Annotated in this window: 15 protein-coding genes; 7 read left to right on the forward strand and 8 right to left on the reverse strand. The window is 62.0% G+C overall.

Annotated elements, in window-relative coordinates:
* Positions 1-3: 3 nt before the first annotated feature.
* From AC1RLZ_RS03985 to hutI, 6 genes are all read right to left on the reverse strand, one after another.
* On the reverse strand, positions 4-186 hold the full coding sequence (locus AC1RLZ_RS03985; protein ID WP_493187569.1) for a hypothetical protein: 183 nt from the start codon (positions 184-186) through the stop codon (positions 4-6).
* Complete coding sequence (locus AC1RLZ_RS03990) at positions 179-1,060, reverse strand: LysR family transcriptional regulator (protein WP_493187570.1); 882 nt, start codon at positions 1,058-1,060, stop codon at positions 179-181. Before AC1RLZ_RS03990 ends, AC1RLZ_RS03985 begins: the two co-directional genes overlap by 8 nt.
* A gap of 131 nt (positions 1,061-1,191) precedes the next feature.
* The gene (locus tag AC1RLZ_RS03995) at positions 1,192-1,551 is read right to left on the reverse strand and encodes a HutD family protein (RefSeq protein WP_493187571.1); all 360 of its coding nucleotides are present in this window, start codon (positions 1,549-1,551) and stop codon (positions 1,192-1,194) included.
* Positions 1,488-1,784: a HutD/Ves family protein gene (locus tag AC1RLZ_RS04000; protein WP_493187572.1), complete on the reverse strand. Its 297-nt coding sequence runs from the start codon at positions 1,782-1,784 to the stop codon at positions 1,488-1,490. Before AC1RLZ_RS04000 ends, AC1RLZ_RS03995 begins: the two co-directional genes overlap by 64 nt.
* A gap of 9 nt (positions 1,785-1,793) precedes the next feature.
* Positions 1,794-3,467 (reverse strand): urocanate hydratase, encoded by a 1,674-nt coding sequence (hutU, locus tag AC1RLZ_RS04005; RefSeq protein ID WP_493187573.1) that lies wholly within the window; start codon positions 3,465-3,467, stop codon positions 1,794-1,796.
* A gap of 11 nt (positions 3,468-3,478) precedes the next feature.
* Positions 3,479-4,705, reverse strand: a complete 1,227-nt coding sequence (gene hutI, locus AC1RLZ_RS04010; protein ID WP_493187574.1) for an imidazolonepropionase — start codon at positions 4,703-4,705, stop codon at positions 3,479-3,481.
* A 101-nt stretch (positions 4,706-4,806) separates the two neighbouring features.
* Between hutI and AC1RLZ_RS04015 the strand changes: the two genes are divergently transcribed.
* The 7 genes from AC1RLZ_RS04015 (at position 4,807) to AC1RLZ_RS04045 (ending at position 15,365) form a co-directional block, all read left to right on the forward strand.
* Entirely contained in the window at positions 4,807-6,204 is a 1,398-nt protein-coding gene (locus AC1RLZ_RS04015; protein ID WP_493187575.1) for a formimidoylglutamate deiminase, read from the forward strand.
* Positions 6,204-6,971: a histidine utilization transcriptional repressor HutC gene (gene hutC, locus AC1RLZ_RS04020; protein ID WP_493187576.1), complete on the forward strand. Its 768-nt coding sequence runs from the start codon at positions 6,204-6,206 to the stop codon at positions 6,969-6,971. Before AC1RLZ_RS04015 ends, hutC begins: the two co-directional genes overlap by 1 nt.
* Before the next feature lie 100 nt (positions 6,972-7,071).
* A complete protein-coding gene (locus tag AC1RLZ_RS04025; RefSeq protein ID WP_493187577.1) occupies positions 7,072-8,016 on the forward strand; it encodes an ABC transporter substrate-binding protein in 945 nt (314 codons plus the stop codon).
* A gap of 63 nt (positions 8,017-8,079) precedes the next feature.
* On the forward strand, positions 8,080-8,853 hold the full coding sequence (locus AC1RLZ_RS04030) for an ABC transporter permease (protein WP_493187578.1): 774 nt from the start codon (positions 8,080-8,082) through the stop codon (positions 8,851-8,853).
* Entirely contained in the window at positions 8,850-9,635 is a 786-nt protein-coding gene (locus AC1RLZ_RS04035; protein WP_493187579.1) for an ABC transporter ATP-binding protein, read from the forward strand. Before AC1RLZ_RS04030 ends, AC1RLZ_RS04035 begins: the two co-directional genes overlap by 4 nt.
* Positions 9,636-9,903: 268 nt before the next feature.
* Positions 9,904-12,537, forward strand: a complete 2,634-nt coding sequence (locus AC1RLZ_RS04040) for an EAL domain-containing protein (RefSeq protein WP_493187580.1) — start codon at positions 9,904-9,906, stop codon at positions 12,535-12,537.
* Positions 12,538-12,725: 188 nt separating this feature from the next.
* Entirely contained in the window at positions 12,726-15,365 is a 2,640-nt protein-coding gene (locus tag AC1RLZ_RS04045) for an EAL domain-containing protein (protein ID WP_493187581.1), read from the forward strand.
* Between the two features lie 61 nt (positions 15,366-15,426).
* On the opposite strand, the gene AC1RLZ_RS04050 is transcribed toward AC1RLZ_RS04045, so the two are convergent.
* Both AC1RLZ_RS04050 and AC1RLZ_RS04055 read right to left on the reverse strand, forming a co-directional pair.
* Positions 15,427-15,834, reverse strand: coding sequence for a response regulator (locus AC1RLZ_RS04050; RefSeq protein WP_493187582.1), 408 nt, complete (start codon positions 15,832-15,834; stop codon positions 15,427-15,429).
* A gap of 218 nt (positions 15,835-16,052) precedes the next feature.
* Positions 16,053-16,511, reverse strand: a complete 459-nt coding sequence (locus tag AC1RLZ_RS04055; RefSeq protein WP_493187583.1) for a PaaI family thioesterase — start codon at positions 16,509-16,511, stop codon at positions 16,053-16,055.
* Positions 16,512-16,634 lie beyond the last annotated feature (123 nt).

The raw sequence follows: 16,634 nt of genomic DNA on the forward strand, positions 1-16,634 counted from the left end.
CGCTCAACGCCGGTCCGGCCGCGGCGATTGCCGGGCTCTGGGCTGCGCAGGCTTCCTTTCCGCGCGGCGGGCATATTCCTTGGCCAGGTTCAGCAGCCGCTCGCGAGTCGCGGGGTCGTCCATCTCCCGCGCCAGCTTTTCGCAGCGCTCGGCCTGCTCTCTGAAATATGCCGCTTCGTCAGGCAACTTTGTCGTTTTCCTTGGGCAGCGTGGGGTGCAGGAACATCGCCGAGAGCTGATCCTTGATTTCCATGACACGCAGCGACGTCAGGCCCGGGCGAATACAGAGCAGGGCTTTGATGGTTGAAAGCTCCGGCAAGTAATCGTCCTTGGCCCAAATCAGTCCCGGCGGAATGAGCCGGCTGGGAACAGCCGTCAGTCCGATGCCGGCTTCGACGGCGGCTTTCTTTGCGCTGTAGTCCTGGCTGCTAAAGGCAATCCGATAGGAAAGGCCATGTCGCGTGAGCGCATGAAGCATCCAGTCGTCATTGGTCCATGTGATGACCGGGATAGGCGCACCGGGGCTGAGCACGAATGATTTCGCGCGAACCCATGCCAGTTGATCCGCGGCTTCATCAACAACAAGCGGAGCCAGATCGGTACTGATTTCTCCCCGCTGGAAAAAACACGCGATGTCGATATGGCCCTCGATCAACGCTGTCACAATCTCGGCGGACATTGCCGCATGGATATGTATGTCATCGAGATTGCTCAGGCTCTGCTGGGCCATGAAGCGCTGTGCCATGGCGACGGTGAGGCCCAAACGAAGCCGATCGACATGACCATCGGTTCCGCCGAGTGCGAGCACCTGATCGTTGGCCTCGATGATCTTGCGCGCCTGCGCAAGCACCAGCTTGCCGAGATCGGTCGGACAACTTCCGTTCGGCGTCTTGCTGAACAGTGAACCGCCAACAAGTTGTTCGAGGCGCTTGATCTGCGAACTCACTGCGGGCTGACTCAACCCCAGTTGCTCCGCAGCCTTGGTCAAACTACCTGTTTCTGAAATAGCAACGACGGTACGAACAATTTCAATTGGAATATTGAGATGCCGCTTCTGCATTGAATGTCCAGTCTCGCAGTTAAGCCGTGACCCAGACGGAGTGGTGTAGCGATTCGGCACCAATCATATAGGCGTAATCACTCTTGGTTATATATTTGATTTGGATGGCGTTTCGGGAATTTATGGAGCCATCAAAATCGCTGGTGTGGCAGCGGCTGTCTACCGAACTCGATGATGACGATACGCGCCGTCGCACGAGAATCGATCGTGACAGGTGCTGATCCCGGCTCCACAAGCAGTGCATCATGGGCCGACAGGCTGTCGACGGTGGATGCCGACTGGACGGTCGCAGGGCCGTGCTCAACGAACAGAATCGTTTGTGCAGAAACTATAAAATCCTGACGCTTCATGACGTTGATACGTCGCACACTCTGTGAGACGATCCCGCGCCTGCTCATCACATTCAAGTCTGTAATGGAGCCGTCGATCAGTGTCGCTGACGTTTGCTGATCGCCCGGAAAGGAATGGATCGTGCTGCGATCAATGCGCACGGATGCGCACCGTCGACACTGAGGTCGATGCCGGCGCCATCGATGACCAGAAGTGTGCGGTCAATCCCGGGAAATGACGAGAACGGTCCGTCGCTCGTTACGAGGGCCATACTGACGCGCCAGTCGAAATCGTCGAATGCGGCCTGTGCCGGGAAGATCGCGATCTCCGTCGTCGATCCGCCCCCGTTCTTCCACGGCATCACCTTGTAGTTCGCGGCGCGCAGGATCTGCATGCGCCGCGCTCAGCTCTTGGCGTGCAGCGACGGCAGATTGAGGCCGTGTTGCTCGGCGCAGGCGATGGCTTCCTCATAGCCCGCATCCGCATGACGCATCACGCCGGTGGCCGGGTCATTCCACAAGACACGTTCAAGACGCTTCGCCGCTTCCGGTGTGCCGTCGGCGACGATGACCATGCCGGAATGTTGCGAGAAGCCCATGCCGACGCCGCCGCCATGATGCAGCGACACCCAGGTTGCACCAGATGCGCAGTTGAGCAGCGCATTGAGCAACGGCCAGTCGGACACGGCGTCGGAACCGTCCTTCATTGCTTCGGTCTCGCGGTTCGGGCTTGCCACCGAGCCGGAGTCGAGATGATCGCGGCCGATCACGATCGGCGCCTTGAGTTCACCCGATGCCACCATCTCGTTGAAGGCCAGGCCGAGGCGATGGCGATCGCCGAGGCCGACCCAGCAGATGCGTGCCGGCAGGCCCTGAAACTGGATGCGCTCGCGCGCCATGTCGAGCCAGTTCACCAGCGCCTTGTTGTGTCCGAGGATCTCTTTCACCTTGGCGTCGGTCTTGTAGATGTCTTCTGGATCGCCGGACAGGGCCGCCCAGCGGAATGGACCGATGCCGCGGCAGAACAGCGGGCGGATGTAAGCGGGGACGAAGCCAGGGAAGTCGAAGGCGTTGTCGACGCCTTCTTCCTTCGCCATCTGGCGGATGTTGTTGCCGTAGTCGACCGTCGGCACGCCCATCTTGTGAAAGTCGAGCATCGCGCGGACATGTTCGCTCATGGATTTGCGCGAGGCCTTCTCGACGGCCTGCGGATCGCTGGCGCGCTTGGCTTCCCACTCGGACAGCGTCCAGCCCTTCGGCAGATAGCCGTTGACCGGATCATGCGCCGAGGTCTGGTCGGTGACGATGTCCGGCCTGACGCCGCGCCGCACCAGTTCAGGGAAGATATCGGCGGCATTGCCGAGCACGCCGACGGAGATCGGCTTCTTCTCCTTGTTGGCCTTCTCGATGATCGCCAATGCGTCGTCGAGATCTTTCGCCTGCACATCGAGGTAACGGCTCTTCAAACGCATCTCGATACGGCTCGGCTGGCATTCCACGGCGAGGCACGATGCGCCGGCCATGGTCGCCGCCAGCGTCTGCGCGCCGCCCATGCCCCCTAAGCCGGCGGTGAGAATCCAGCGGCCGGAAAGGTCGCCATTGTAGTGCTGCCGTCCGGCCTCCACGAAGGTCTCATAGGTGCCCTGCACGATGCCCTGCGAGCCGATATAGATCCATGAGCCGGCCGTCATCTGGCCGTACATCATCAGGCCCTTGCGATCGAGCTCGTTGAAATGCTCCCAGGTGGCCCAGCGCGGCACCAGATTGGAATTGGCGATCAGCACGCGCGGCGCATCGGCGTGCGTCTTGAATACGCCGACCGGCTTGCCGGATTGCACCAGCAGCGTCTCGTCACTGTTGAGTTCACGCAGCGACCTGGCGATCTGGTCGAACGCCTCCCAGTTGCGCGCCGCACGGCCGATGCCGCCATAGACCACCAGCTCGTTCGGGTTTTCGGCCACTTCCGGATCAAGGTTGTTCATCAACATGCGCAGCGGCGCTTCGGTGAGCCAGTCCTTGGCCGAAAGCTCGGTGCCGCGCGGGCTACGTACGATGCGGCTGTTCTTGCTGCGATCCATGATCTCGATCCTTATTTGGATGTCGCGGAGGTCCGGCCATGCCAGACGCGGGCGTGAAGCGGATTGAAGCCGACGCGGTAAACCAGCTCGGCGGGGTGTTCGATGTCCCAGATGGCGAGGTCGCAGGCCTTGCCTGGCTCCAGCGTGCCGACATCCTTGAGTCTGCCCAGGGCGCGTGCGCCTTCGCGCGTCACGCCGAGCAGGCATTCGTCGACCGTCATGCGAAACAGCGTTGCGCCCATATTCATGGTCAGCAGCAGCGAGGTCAGCGGCGACGTGCCGGGATTGCTGTCGGTGGCGAGCGCCACATGGGTGCCGTGCTTGCGGAACAAGGCGATCGGCGGCGCCTGGGTTTCACGCAGCGTGTAATAGGCGCCGGGCAGGACGACGGCGACAGTGCCGGCCTTGGTCAGCGCGATCACGCCGTCTTCGTCGGTATGTTCGAGGTGATCGGCGGAGAGCGCGCCATGCTCGGCTGCGAGCTTCGCGCCATGCAGGTTGGAGAGCTGGTCCGCATGCAGCTTCACCGGCAGGCCATAGCCCTTGGCGGCGGCGAACACCCGTGCCGTCTGCTCCGGCGAGAAGGCGATGCCTTCGCAGAACGCGTCGACGGCGTCGGCGAGTTTGAGCTCGGCGATCGCCGGCAGCATCCCGGCGATGACACTGTCGATATAGGCGTCCTTGTCGCCATTCGCTTCCGGCGGCATCGCATGCGCGCCGAGAAACGACGTTACGACGGAGACGTCACGCTCCCTGCCGAGCTGGCGTGCCGCCGTGAGGCAGCGGATTTCGGTTTCCTTGTCGAGACCGTAGCCCGACTTGATCTCGATGGTGGTGACGCCTTCGGCGAGCAGGTGGTCGAGCCGCTTCAATCCGCTGGCGACGAGCTGCTGCTCGCTGGCCGCGCGCGTGGCCTTCATGCTGGAGGCGATGCCGCCGCCGGCGCGCGAGATATCCTCATAGCTCGCGCCCTCGAGCCGCATCGCGAATTCCGCGGCGCGGTTGCCGCCATAGATCAGATGGGTGTGGCAATCGACGAGGCCGGGCGTGATCCAGCGGCCCTCGCAATCGATGCGCGTCCTGGCTTCAATATCTGTCGGTAATTCCGAAGCGGGTCCGACGAAAGCGATCCGGCCGTCCTTTGCTGCGATGCAGCCATTCTCCACGATCCCGATACCGGGCTTGCCGGGCGCCATGGTCGCGAGGCGTGCATTGATCCAGATGGTATCGAAACTCATGGCGAAGGTCACTTCCAGGAACTTGGCGCGCTGCCGCAAATTCGGGACGTCCTATGTCTATACATAATCAGCGGCCTCGCTTATTGTCGAGCGTCTTTTGAATGCAACAGGCAATCGCTATGGGCACGGAAAGTGCTGCAAAAAGGCTGTTCTTCGCACACGCGCTCTTGCCGTCAGGCTGGGCGCGCGACGTCATTCTCTCTGTTGAGAATGGTGTGATCACGGCCGTTGCCGCCAATTCAAGCAGCCTTGACGCGGAAATCATCAGCGGCGTGGCGCTGCCGGGATTGCCCAATCTGCACAGCCACGCCTTCCAGCGCGGCATGGCCGGCCTCACCGAAATTCGCGGTGCGACCCAGGACAGTTTCTGGACCTGGCGGCAGTTGATGTATCGCTTCATCGATACGCTGACGCCTGACGATGTCGAGGCCATCGCGGCTTTCGCCTATGCGGAGATGCTGGAAGCCGGCTTCACCTCCGTCGCCGAGTTTCACTATCTGCACCACGACGAGACCGGCACCCCCTATGCCGATCTCGCGGAGATGGGTACGCGCATCGCGGCAGCGGCCGGCGAGACCGGTATCGGCCTGACGCTGCTGCCATCGTTCTACAATTTCAGCGGCTTCGGTGGCGCAGCGTCGATCCACGGCCAGCGCCGTTTCATCAACGATCCCGCGCGCTTCCTGGCGCTGCTGGAAAAGTCGCGCGCCGCCATTCGAGGACTGGATGGCGCCGCCATCGGCATTGCGCCGCACTCGCTGCGCGCGATCACCCCCGAAACACTGAAGGATGTCCTCAAGGCGGTGCCTGATGGTCCCGTCCATATCCACGTGGCCGAGCAGACCAGGGAAGTCGATGACTGCATCACCTGGTCCGGTCAGCGCCCGGTGGCGTGGTTGCTGGATCACATGCCGGTCGACAGGCGCTGGGTGCTGATCCATGCGACCCATATGACGGATGACGAGACCGCGGGCGTGGCCGAGGCAGGTGCCGTCATCGGCCTGTGTCCGCTCACCGAAGCCAGCCTCGGCGACGGCATTTTCGAGGGCCCGCGCTTCATCGATGCGGGTGGCGTGTTCGGCGTCGGCAGCGATTCCAATATCGAGATCACGGCGCCGGGCGAGTTGAAACAGCTCGAATACAGCCAGCGTCTGGCCTATCGCGTTCGCAACGCCGTGGCGCGCCATGAAGGCGAGTCCACCGGTCGTGCGCTTTATGAACATGCGCTGGTCGGTGGCGCGCAGGCATCGGGCCGTGCCATCGGTGCGCTTGCGGTGGGCAAGCGTGCGGACATCGTCGTGCTGGACAGCGCGCATCCCGATCTTTGCGCGGTTACGGGTGATCGCTGGCTCGATGCCATGACCTTCGTGGCCGGCAAATCGGCGATAGCAGATGTCTTTGTCGGTGGCCGGCATGTCGTCGAAAACGGCCGTCATCTCAAGCGTGCATCCATTACCGAGCGTTATCGGCGCGTCGTGCAGCGACTGGCGACTCTCTGATGGCAGCTGTGCGGGCGTCGAAGGCGGGGAATGGCAAAGCGCAGGTGGCGCCGCAGGCGCTGTATCAGCGCATCCGCGCCGATCTCGAAGACAAGATCATGTCCGGCCGGTGGCCGCCCGGCTATCGCATCCCGTTCGAACATGAACTGGTCGAGAGCTATAATTGCTCGCGGATGACGGTGAACAAGGTGCTGTCAGGCCTCGCAGCGGCCGGCGTCATCGAACGCAAGCGCCGCGTCGGCAGTTTTGTCGCCAAGCCGCTGGTGCAGTCCGCGGTGCTGCATATTCCGGATATCCAGGCCGAGATCGCCAAGCGCGGCGAGGCCTATGGTTATGAGCTGCTGTCGCGCAAGCGCCGCAAGGCGACCAGGGACGATCTCGATCGTCTCGGCATCGAGAAGAGCTGCGACGTGCTGGTGCTGAGTTGCCGTCATGTTGCCAAGGGGCGCCCGTTTGCGCTGGAGGAGCGCCTGATCAATCTCGACGTGGTGCCGCCCGCATCCGAGATCGACTTTACCCGCGTGCCGCCGGGCAGCTGGCTGCTCGGTCACGTGCCGTGGAATGAGGCCGAGCATCGGATCACGGCCTGTCTCGCCGACGATGTCGCGTTGAAGGCATTGGTGCTGAAGAAGCCGGCTGCCTGCCTCGTGGTCGAGCGTCGCACCTGGCGCAGAAGCAAGATCATCACATCGGTGCGTGTCACCTATCCGAACGATCTGTATCAGCTCACCGCACGCTTCACCCCGACGGGGCGGGTGGGACGATGATGTCTCGTACTAACTGTCGCGGGTTCGCTGCGAATTTGACTCTGGCAATCCGCCATGTTGCCATGCAGGATCATTTGAAACTGGCTGAGGAGAGTGCGTTATGAAGTTGATTGGAGTTTCCGTCGCCGCCATGTTCGCGGCTCTCGTTGCGACACCGGCTGCGGCACAAACCAAGGTCACCATCGCCATCTCCGGCTGGACCGGTTTCGCGCCGCTGACTCTGGCGAAGGAAGCCGGCATCTTCGCCAAGAACGGTCTCGACGTCACGATCAAGAAGGTCCCTCAGGCCAGCCGCCATCTCGCTATTGCGTCGGGTGACGTGCAGTGCGCCGCGACCACGGTCGAGACCTGGGTGGTGTGGAATGCCAATGGCGTCGCCACCACGCAGCTTTTCCAGCTCGACAAGTCCTATGGCGCCGATGGCATGGCCGTGCGCGCCGGCATCGCATCGATCAAGGATCTGAAGGGCAAGACCGTTGCCGCATCGGCGCCGGGCACCGCGCCCTATTTCACGCTGGCCTGGTTCCTGAAGAAGAACGGGCTCTCCGTGAAGGACGTCTCGGTGGTCAACATGGAGCCGGGTCCGGCAGCGCAGGCCTTCATCGCCGGCCAGAACGATGCGGCCATGACCTATGAGCCGTATCTGTCGGCGGTGCGCGAGAAGCCGGAAGCCGGCAAGATCATCGCTACCACGCTCGACTATCCGATGATCATGGACACCTTCGGCTGCACGCCGAAATTCATTGCCGAGAACGAAGGTGCCGTAAAGGCGCTGGCCAAGAGCTATTTCGAAGCCGTGGCGATGATCAAGGCCGACCAGGCCAAGTCCTATGAGATCATGGGCGCCGACGTGAAGCAGTCCGGCGAGAAGTTCGGTGCCTCCGCGCAGTATCTGCGCTGGCAGGATCAAGAGCAGAACAAGAAGTTCTTCGCGGGCGAGCATCAGGCGTTTTCGAAGGAAGCTGCAGAGCTGCTGCTCGAAATCGGCGTGATCAAGGAAATCCCGGATCTGTCGAAGCTCGCCGATCCGCGTTTCATTCAGTAATCTCTTCCGCGGGGCAGCGACCGTTGTCGTTGCCCCGCTTTTCCGTGCAGGCATCAATCCGACATGAAACCGCTCGCTCCGATTTCATCCACCGCGCGCGTCGTGCTCGGCATATCCTTTTTCGTGCTGTTCGTGGCGGCATGGTCCTACGCGACCTTTGGCGGCTTCGTCTCCAAGACCTTCCTCGCCAATCCGTGGACCATGCTGCAGGACGGCTGGTTTCTGCTGGCGAAGCAGGGCTTCCTGCACGACATCGGCATGACGATCTGGCGCGTGCTCGGCGGCTTCGTGCTCGCCGCCCTGTTCGCCGTGCCGATCGGCATTTTGATGGGCGCCTACAAGCCGGTCGAAGCGTTCCTCGAACCCTTCGTGTCCTTTGCCCGCTATCTGCCGGCCTCGGCCTTCATTCCGCTGCTGATCCTGTGGGCCGGCATCGGTGAGCTGCAGAAGCTGCTGGTGATCTTCATCGGCTCGGTGTTCCAGCTCATCCTCATGGTGGCCGTGTCCGTCGGCAGCGTCCGCCGCGATCTCGTCGAGGCGTCGCTCACGCTCGGTGCGCGCGACGCCGGCGTGCTGAAGCGCGTGCTGATCCCGTCCTCGGCGCCGGAGATTGCGGAAATCCTGCGCCTCGTGCTCGGCTGGGCCTGGACCTATGTGATCGTCGCCGAACTGATCGGCTCGTCCTCGGGCATCGGCCACATGATCATCGACAGCCAGGCGCTTCTGGCCACCGGCCAGATCATCTTCGGCATCATCGTCATCGGCATCATCGGTTTGATTTCGGACTACGCGTTCAAGGCTGCGAACCGGCGCTTGTTTCCGTGGAGCATCATTTGAGCAAGCTCGTCATCGACAACGTCTCGCGGATTTTCCCGGCCGTACGCGGCGGCACGCCGACGCGCGCGCTGGAGCCGACCAATCTCTCGGTTGCGGACAACGACTTCGTCACCATCCTCGGCCCATCCGGCTGTGGCAAGTCCACGCTGCTGCGCATGGTCGCCGGCCTGGATACGCCGACCACCGGCCGCATCATGCTCGACGGCAAGGCGATTACCGGCCCCGGCGCCGATCGCGGCATGGTGTTCCAGTCCTACACGCTGTTTCCCTGGCTGACGGTCTCCGAAAATATCTCTTTCGGCCTGCGTGAGCGCGGCATCTCGCAACGTGAGCGCAACGACATTGCGCGGCAATGGCTGGAGAAAGTCGGCCTCACCAGTTTCGCCAATCATTTCCCCAAGCAGCTCTCCGGCGGCATGCAGCAGCGCACAGCCATCGCCCGGGCCCTCGCCAATGACCCCAAGATTCTGTTGCTGGACGAGCCGTTCGGCGCGCTCGACAACCAGACCCGCGCCTTGATGCAGGAATTGCTGCTCGGCATCTGGGAGCGCGAGCGCAAGACGGTGATCTTCGTCACCCACGATATCGAGGAGGCGATCTTTCTCGCCTCGCGCGTCGTGGTGATGTCGGCGCGTCCCGGTCGCATCAAGGCCGATATTGCAGTCGATCTGCCGCATCCGCGGCACTACACGATCAAGACCAGCCCGGCTTTTTCCGACCTCAAGGCACGGCTCACGGAAGAAATTCGTGTCGAGGCGGTGCTGGCGGCTGAAGCTCACTAAGTCCTGCCGCGCAGTCTTTCGGGGTCAGGATACCGCCGCGTCAATGCGCGATCTATCGAAGGTTGCGCCGCGGTTTGCGCGACCTTCTCAGGCTGTGCCGTTTTATTGAAACCTTAATTACGTTCTTGCGCATTGGAACTTCCGGCGCGTCGCAAACAGTTTGGCGACGTCTCGCACATACGATTGCACCACATCGGCTGAAAGCCGGTGCTCGGATCGTTTCAACGATGGTCCGACGATCCGAGCAAAGTAATTGCGAGTTGTGTTTATGACGTTGGTGCATGTCGACCAGAGTGATGCCGCTAGAACGCTTCTGGCCGGACTGGAGCAGGCCATCGATGCTGTCGTGATGATCGACAGCAAGAACACCGTGATCCATTTCAACGCCGCGGCCGAACGGTTGTGGGGCTATGAGCGCGCTGAGGTGCTCGGGCGAAATGTCGGCTTTCTGGTGTCGACGGCCGTCAGGTCGCAGCATGACGGATACATCGCCGCGAACCGCGCGACCGGCATCAACCGCATCGTCGGTCACAGCCACGAGGTGAAGATCGAGCGCAAGGACGGCAGCGAGATCTGGGGATCGGTGTCGATGTCGCGCGTCGAGGTGAATGGCGAGATCACCTATATGGGCTTCGTCCGCGACGTGACAGAGGACGTGAAGCGCAGGGAAGAGATAACCCGACTGTCTCTCGTGGTCGACAAGACAAACCGCGCTATCTACATAGCGGGTCGCGATGCACGGATCTGCTATGTCAACGGCGCCTTCGCCGAGATGTTCGGTTACTCGCTGGAGGAGGCGACGGGACTCATCCCCGAGGACTTCCTCGTCGGCGCATATACCAGCCAGGCGACGCTCGCATATCTGTATCAGCAGATCAGGACCGCAGGTTCTGCCGAAGACGAAATTCTCCTTTACGACAAGGCCGGCAATGAGGTCTGGGTCTCGGTTGCCCTGAATGGGATTCATGACGAGGATGGAAAACTCCAGCACCTCGTCGCGTTGATGACCGATATCACCGAGGGCAAGCAGCTTCAGTCGCTGCAACATCTCATTCTCGAAGCGCTGGCCGATGAGCAGCCGCTGCTCGATATGATGGACACTCTTTGTCGGAAGGTGGAGCAGATAGCGCCCGATGCCGTCTGTTCGGTGCTGCATGTCGATTCCACGGGACTGCTGCATCCCTTGGGAGGACCAGGTCTTCCGGCAGGCTATGCCCAGGCGCTGGACGGCCTTGCCGTGGGACCGGATGTCGGGTCCTGCGGCACCTCGGCCTTTCGCGGCCAGCCTGTTCTGGCCATCGATATCGAAAACGATCCTCTATGGCTGCCATATAACAGTGCGCCGCTGGCTGCCGGTCTGAAGGCGTGCTGGTCGGTGCCGATCAAGGCCAAGGATGGGCGCGTCATCGGCACGTTCGCATTCTATTTCAGGGAATCTCGCAGACCGAGCCGCTGGCATCGCTGCATCGTCGATGCCTGTGTTCATCTCGCCGCGGTCGCCATCGAGCGCGAGGAAGCGCGCAACGAGATCTCGCGGCTTGCCTATATCGATGCGCTCACCGGTCTGCCGAACCGGACTCACATGCGCCAGTTGATGGAGCGGGCCGTCGCGGAATGCTCCGCGGATGCGCAGATGGCGCTGATATTTCTCGATCTGGATCACTTCAAGGACGTCAACGATACGCTGGGGCATGCCGTCGGCGACGAATTGCTGGTCGCCGTCACACAGCGGCTTCATCAGCATATCCGGCCCGGCGATATCCTGGGTCGTCAGGGCGGTGATGAATTCATCATCCTGATGCCGAACTGTATCGTGGCAGATGCTTCCCGAATCGCGAGCCGCCTCACCGAGGCACTGTCGGTTCCGCTGCAGCTCAGCAGCAATCAGGTGTCGATTTCCGCTAGCGCCGGCATCAGCATGTTTCCGGACAATGCCCGCGATCTCGATAGCCTGCTGAAATATGCCGATGCGGCAATGTACAAGGCCAAGCAAGCCGGCCGCTCCACGCACCGGTTTTTCAGCAACGACATGGACTGTGTGAATGAGGAGCGCCTTCGCCTCAGCACCGCCTTGCGCCATGCGGTTGCACAAGGCGGCCTGCGGCTGCATTACCAGCCGCAGATCTGCGCGGGCAGCGGCGATCTCTACGGCGTCGAGGCATTGGCGCGCTGGCATGATCCCGTATTGGGCGACGTGTCACCGGCGAAGTTCATTCCCCTCGCTGAGGAATGCGGCCTCATCGAGCAGATTGGCATCTGGTCGCTGCGCGAGGCGTGCAGGCAGATTGCGGCGTGGCAAAAGACAGGCCTCGATGTGCCTTGCGTCTCGGTGAATCTGTCACCGATCAACTTTCTCAATCCCGAATTGCCGGCGCTGGTCTCCGACATCATCGTGGAAAACGGGCTGGCGCCGAACAGGCTGATGCTCGAAATCACCGAGGGCGTGGTGATGAGCGAACATACAACCGCGATCGAGATCATGAAGCAGATCCGCGCGGCCGGCATCGGATTGTCGATGGATGATTTCGGCACGGGCTATTCGAGCTTGAGCCGGCTGGCGCATTTGCCGGTGCGCGAGTTGAAGATCGATCGCAGCTTCATGCGCGATATCGAGACCGAGGTCTGTGCTCTGGCGATCGCAACCGCCGTCGTACGCGTCGGACAGAGCCTCAATATGACGGTCGTGGCCGAAGGCGTCGAGACCGAAGGTCAGCGCAGGATTCTGGCCGAGCTGGGCTGTGACGTCATTCAGGGTTTCCTGTATTCGCCCGCATTGGCCGCATTCGATTTCGAAGCCTGGCTGGTGGCCCGCCATGCCGGACGCTGGGCGACGCTGGTGAGCGGGCGCCGGGCCGAAGCTTTGCAAGAGGAAACACGGTCGATTGCGCTTGCGGCCATGTAATCCCGGGAAGTCGGCGACCGTCGTTAACGTGCTGTTAACGACATCCGGCATTCCGGCCCCTCGATATGGGATGGAACGAACTTCTTAGCTACTAGACGTCGAATACACTCGTACCTGCGAATGACATTGCCGTTGTAACGAAGGCAGCCGCCGTCGTGTTCACGGCTCCCGTGATCGAAGGTCGTTTCATGCCTACAAGTCCTGTCGGCCAGCCCAGTGAAGCCGCGAAGGCGCTGTTCTCCGCATTCGAACAGGCGGTCGATGCTGTCGTCGTTACGGGTATCGACAACAAGATCCGGCACTTCAATGCCGCGGCCGAGCGGATGTGGGGATATCACCGCGACGAAGTCGTCGGGCAGCAGGTCGGCGTTCTTGTTCCGCTCGATGTGCGCGAACATCTCGATGGTGTGATTGCGGCAAAGTCTGCCACGGATCCGCAGGCGGCGGTCAAGGGGCGCCGCGAGTTCAGGATCAGCCGCAAGGACGGCAGCGAGACCTGGGGCGCGTTCTCGATCACGCGCGTCGATTATGCCGGCAAGACGCTCTATATCAGCTTTATCCGCGACGTGACCGACGATGTCCGCCTCCGCGAGCAAAATGCGCTGATGGCGCTGGTTGCCGAAAAGACCGACCGTGTCGTGATGGTGTCCAAGCGCGACATGACCATCGTCTATGTCAACAACGCTTTCACGGAGCTGTTCGGATACACGCTTGCGGAAGCGATCGGCAAACACCCCCGGGATTTGTTGACCGGAGAGTATACCGACAACGAAGCGCTGCAGCGGTTTCAGGCACAGATCGATGCCGACGGCCACGGTCAGGAAGATCTCCTTGTCTACGACAAGGGCGGTCACGAGATCTGGATCTCAGGCACCGTCAATGCAGGCCGCAATGAAGCCGGCGAGGTCGAGCATCTGGTCGCGGTGCTCGACGACATCACCGAGAGCAAGCAGATCAATTCGCTGCAGCATCACGTGCTCGAGAATCTGGCCAACGATATGCCGGTCGTGGATGTGATCGGCGACCTCTGCCACCGCGTCGAAGCCATCGCGCCCGATATCGTCTCGTCGGTGCTGCATGTGGACGCGGAAGGTCGGCTCCATCCGCTCGGCGGCCCCAGCCTCCCGCCGGCCTTCGCGCCGACCATTGACGGTATTGCCATCGGTCCCGATGAGGGGGCCTGCGGCGCGGCGGCCTTTCTCGGTCACGCGGTGCTGGCTACCGATATTGCCACCGATCCGCGGTGGCAGCTCTATCGCAGCCTGCCGTTGCAAGCCGGCTTGCACGCCTGCTGGTCGACGCCGATCAAGGCGCGGGATGGTCGCGTGATCGGTGCCTTTGCCTTCTACTTCCACGAGTTGCGGGGCCCGACGCGCTGGCACCAGACCATCGTCGATGCCTGTGTGCATCTGTGCGCGCTGGCCATTGAACGGCACGAGGCCCGCAGCGAGATCGCGCGTCTGGCCTATTTCGATGCCCTGACCGGCCTGCCGAACCGCGCGCAACTGCGCCAGATCCTGACGGCGCTGATCGACAGGAACAGGTCGCGGGACCGCATTGCCGTGATGTTCCTCGATATCGATCACTTCAAGGACGTCAACGATACGCTTGGTCATTCCATCGGCGACGAGTTGCTGGTCAAGGTCACGCAGCGCCTGTGCAAGCAGATCCGGCCGGCCGATACGCTGAGCCGGCAGGGCGGCGACGAGTTCGTCATTGTGCTGCCGAATTGTGATGTTGAAGGCGCCGCCCTGATCGCCGGCCACCTGCTCGAGACATTGCTGCCGCCCATGCAGCTTGGCGCCAAGCTGGTGCCGGTATCGGCCAGCATCGGCGTCAGCATCTATCCCGACAACGCCGGCGACATCGACGGTCTGCTCAAACAAGCCGATGCGGCGATGTATCAGGCCAAGCAGGCCGGCCGCTCGACCTATCGCTTCTTCAGCGCCGAGATGAACCGCGTCAGCGAGGAACGACTCGCCTTCAGCACGGCGCTGCGCAAGGCGATCGCCCAGGATGCGCTGCGGCTTCATTATCAGCCGCAGGTACGTGCTGACGGTCGCCTTTACGGTGTCGAGGCGCTGGCCCGCTGGTACGATCCGGTGCTCGGCGAAGTGCCGCCGTCGAAATTCATCCCGCTCGCGGAAGAATACGGGCTGATCGAGCTGATCGGCACCTGGTCGCTGCGCGAGGCCTGCCGGCAGATCGCCGGCTGGCGTCGCAGCGGCATCGATGTACCCTGCGTGTCGGTCAATCTGTCGCCGATCAACTTCCAGAATGGCGATCTCGCCACGCTGGTCGGCGATATCATCGCCGAGAACGGCCTGTCGCCGGACATGCTGATGCTGGAGATCACCGAAGGCGTGGTGATGACCGAGCATTCGACGGCGGTCGAGACCATGGAGAAAATCCGCAAGTCCGGCGTGCGGCTGTCAATGGATGATTTCGGCACCGGCTATTCCAGCCTCAGCCGTCTCGCGCATCTGCCGATCCGTGAGCTGAAGATCGACCGCAGCTTCATGCGCGATATCGAGAGCGAAGCCAGCGCGCTGGCGATCACGCGCGCCATCGTGCGCGTCGGCCAGAGCCTCGACATGATCGTGGTGGCCGAGGGCGTCGAGACCGAGGGGCAGCGCCGGATTCTCGTCGAACTCGGCTGCGACGTTATCCAGGGCTTCGTCTATTCACCCGCGCTGCCGGTGCCGGATTTCGAACGCTGGCTGGCGAATCACGAAGCGTCGCGTGCCGCCATTGTCCTGAGCGACGTGCTGCGCCAGGCGCATCCTGAGCGGACGCGCGGTGTCGTGCCTGTCAGGCGAGCGCCTTAGCCCGCTACCGCTTGTCGGCGGTGTGGAGGCGTCAAGCGCGAGGGAATCGCGAACGGGCTTATCAGCTGCCGAATGCGCTGCCGGGATAGGCCAGTTCGGTCAGGGCGCCGATGACCTGATGCTGCCGATAGGGTTTGGGGATGAAGCGGCCGCCATGCGGCAGGTCGCCTTCGCGCACCCCGAAGTGGCCTGATGTCGCGATGATGCGAATTGGCGGCCAGCGATTGGCGACCGCATGGGCGAGCTTGAGCCCGTTCATCGAGCCGGGCATGTCGATATCGGTAAAGATGATGCGGATATCGTTGCGAGCTTCGAGCACGCGGATCGCAGCGTCCGCATCCTGCGCCTCGATCACCCGGAAACCGGCTTCCTCGATCATTTCGACCGCATACATGCGGAGCAGCACGTCATCCTCGACGACGAGAATGGTCGCGGGGAGGGTGGTGTCGTTTACGACAGGGTGGGCCATGGGATTGAACCTTGATCCCTGGTTCCATCGGTTATGGGGCCGGGATAGTTCGGGTCGAAAGCATCGGCCCGTCAGAGCGTGATCAATGGGATATAAGTATAGGTCGCGTAAAAACTGATTAGGTTCGTATGTGTGCTAAGCGAACTGCGCGAGCTTTCGTTCCGCCCCGCACAAAAAAATCCCGTGGAGATGACGGAAAAGCCGCGGCGGCGGTCAGATCAGTCGTTTTTGCGGCCGGCATCGGTCCGGTCGCGGACTGTTTTGAAGACGCCATGCGCAGTCGCGACAACGTGATCGTTCACGCTGACCTCGGTGCTCATGAAGATCAGACTCTTGGTGGCGCGCAGGACCTTGGGCCGCGAGATCATCAGGTCGCCGATCCGCGCGGCATCGACGAAATAAGTGTCCATCTGGACCGTGGCGAGCGCCTCGACCCCCGCAGCCTCGCGCGCCGCCATGCCGCAGCTGCGATCGGCCAGCGTCATCACCGCCCCGCCCTGAACCACGCCGCGGCGGTTGCGATGCTTGTCCTGGCCGAGAATGGCGAATTCATGGATGCCATCGACGATCCGGTGCCACATCGGGCCGACGAAATGGATGAACCCGTCATCGTCCATGATGCTCCAGCCGGCGGCTTCGAGTTCAGCATTGGCCGCGTCAGTCGCCGCATCAGTCATGGATTTTCCTTTTTCCGCGATATCGGTGGGCTGGAGGGAGTGAGGGCTAGGTCATACAAAAGCACGGGACGGGTGGATAGGACGTCGCAAGCCGGCCCTGCCGCGGGATCTGCATGGCTCCTC

It is taken from the genome of Tardiphaga sp. GW822-FHT04G09 (assembly GCF_058800725.1).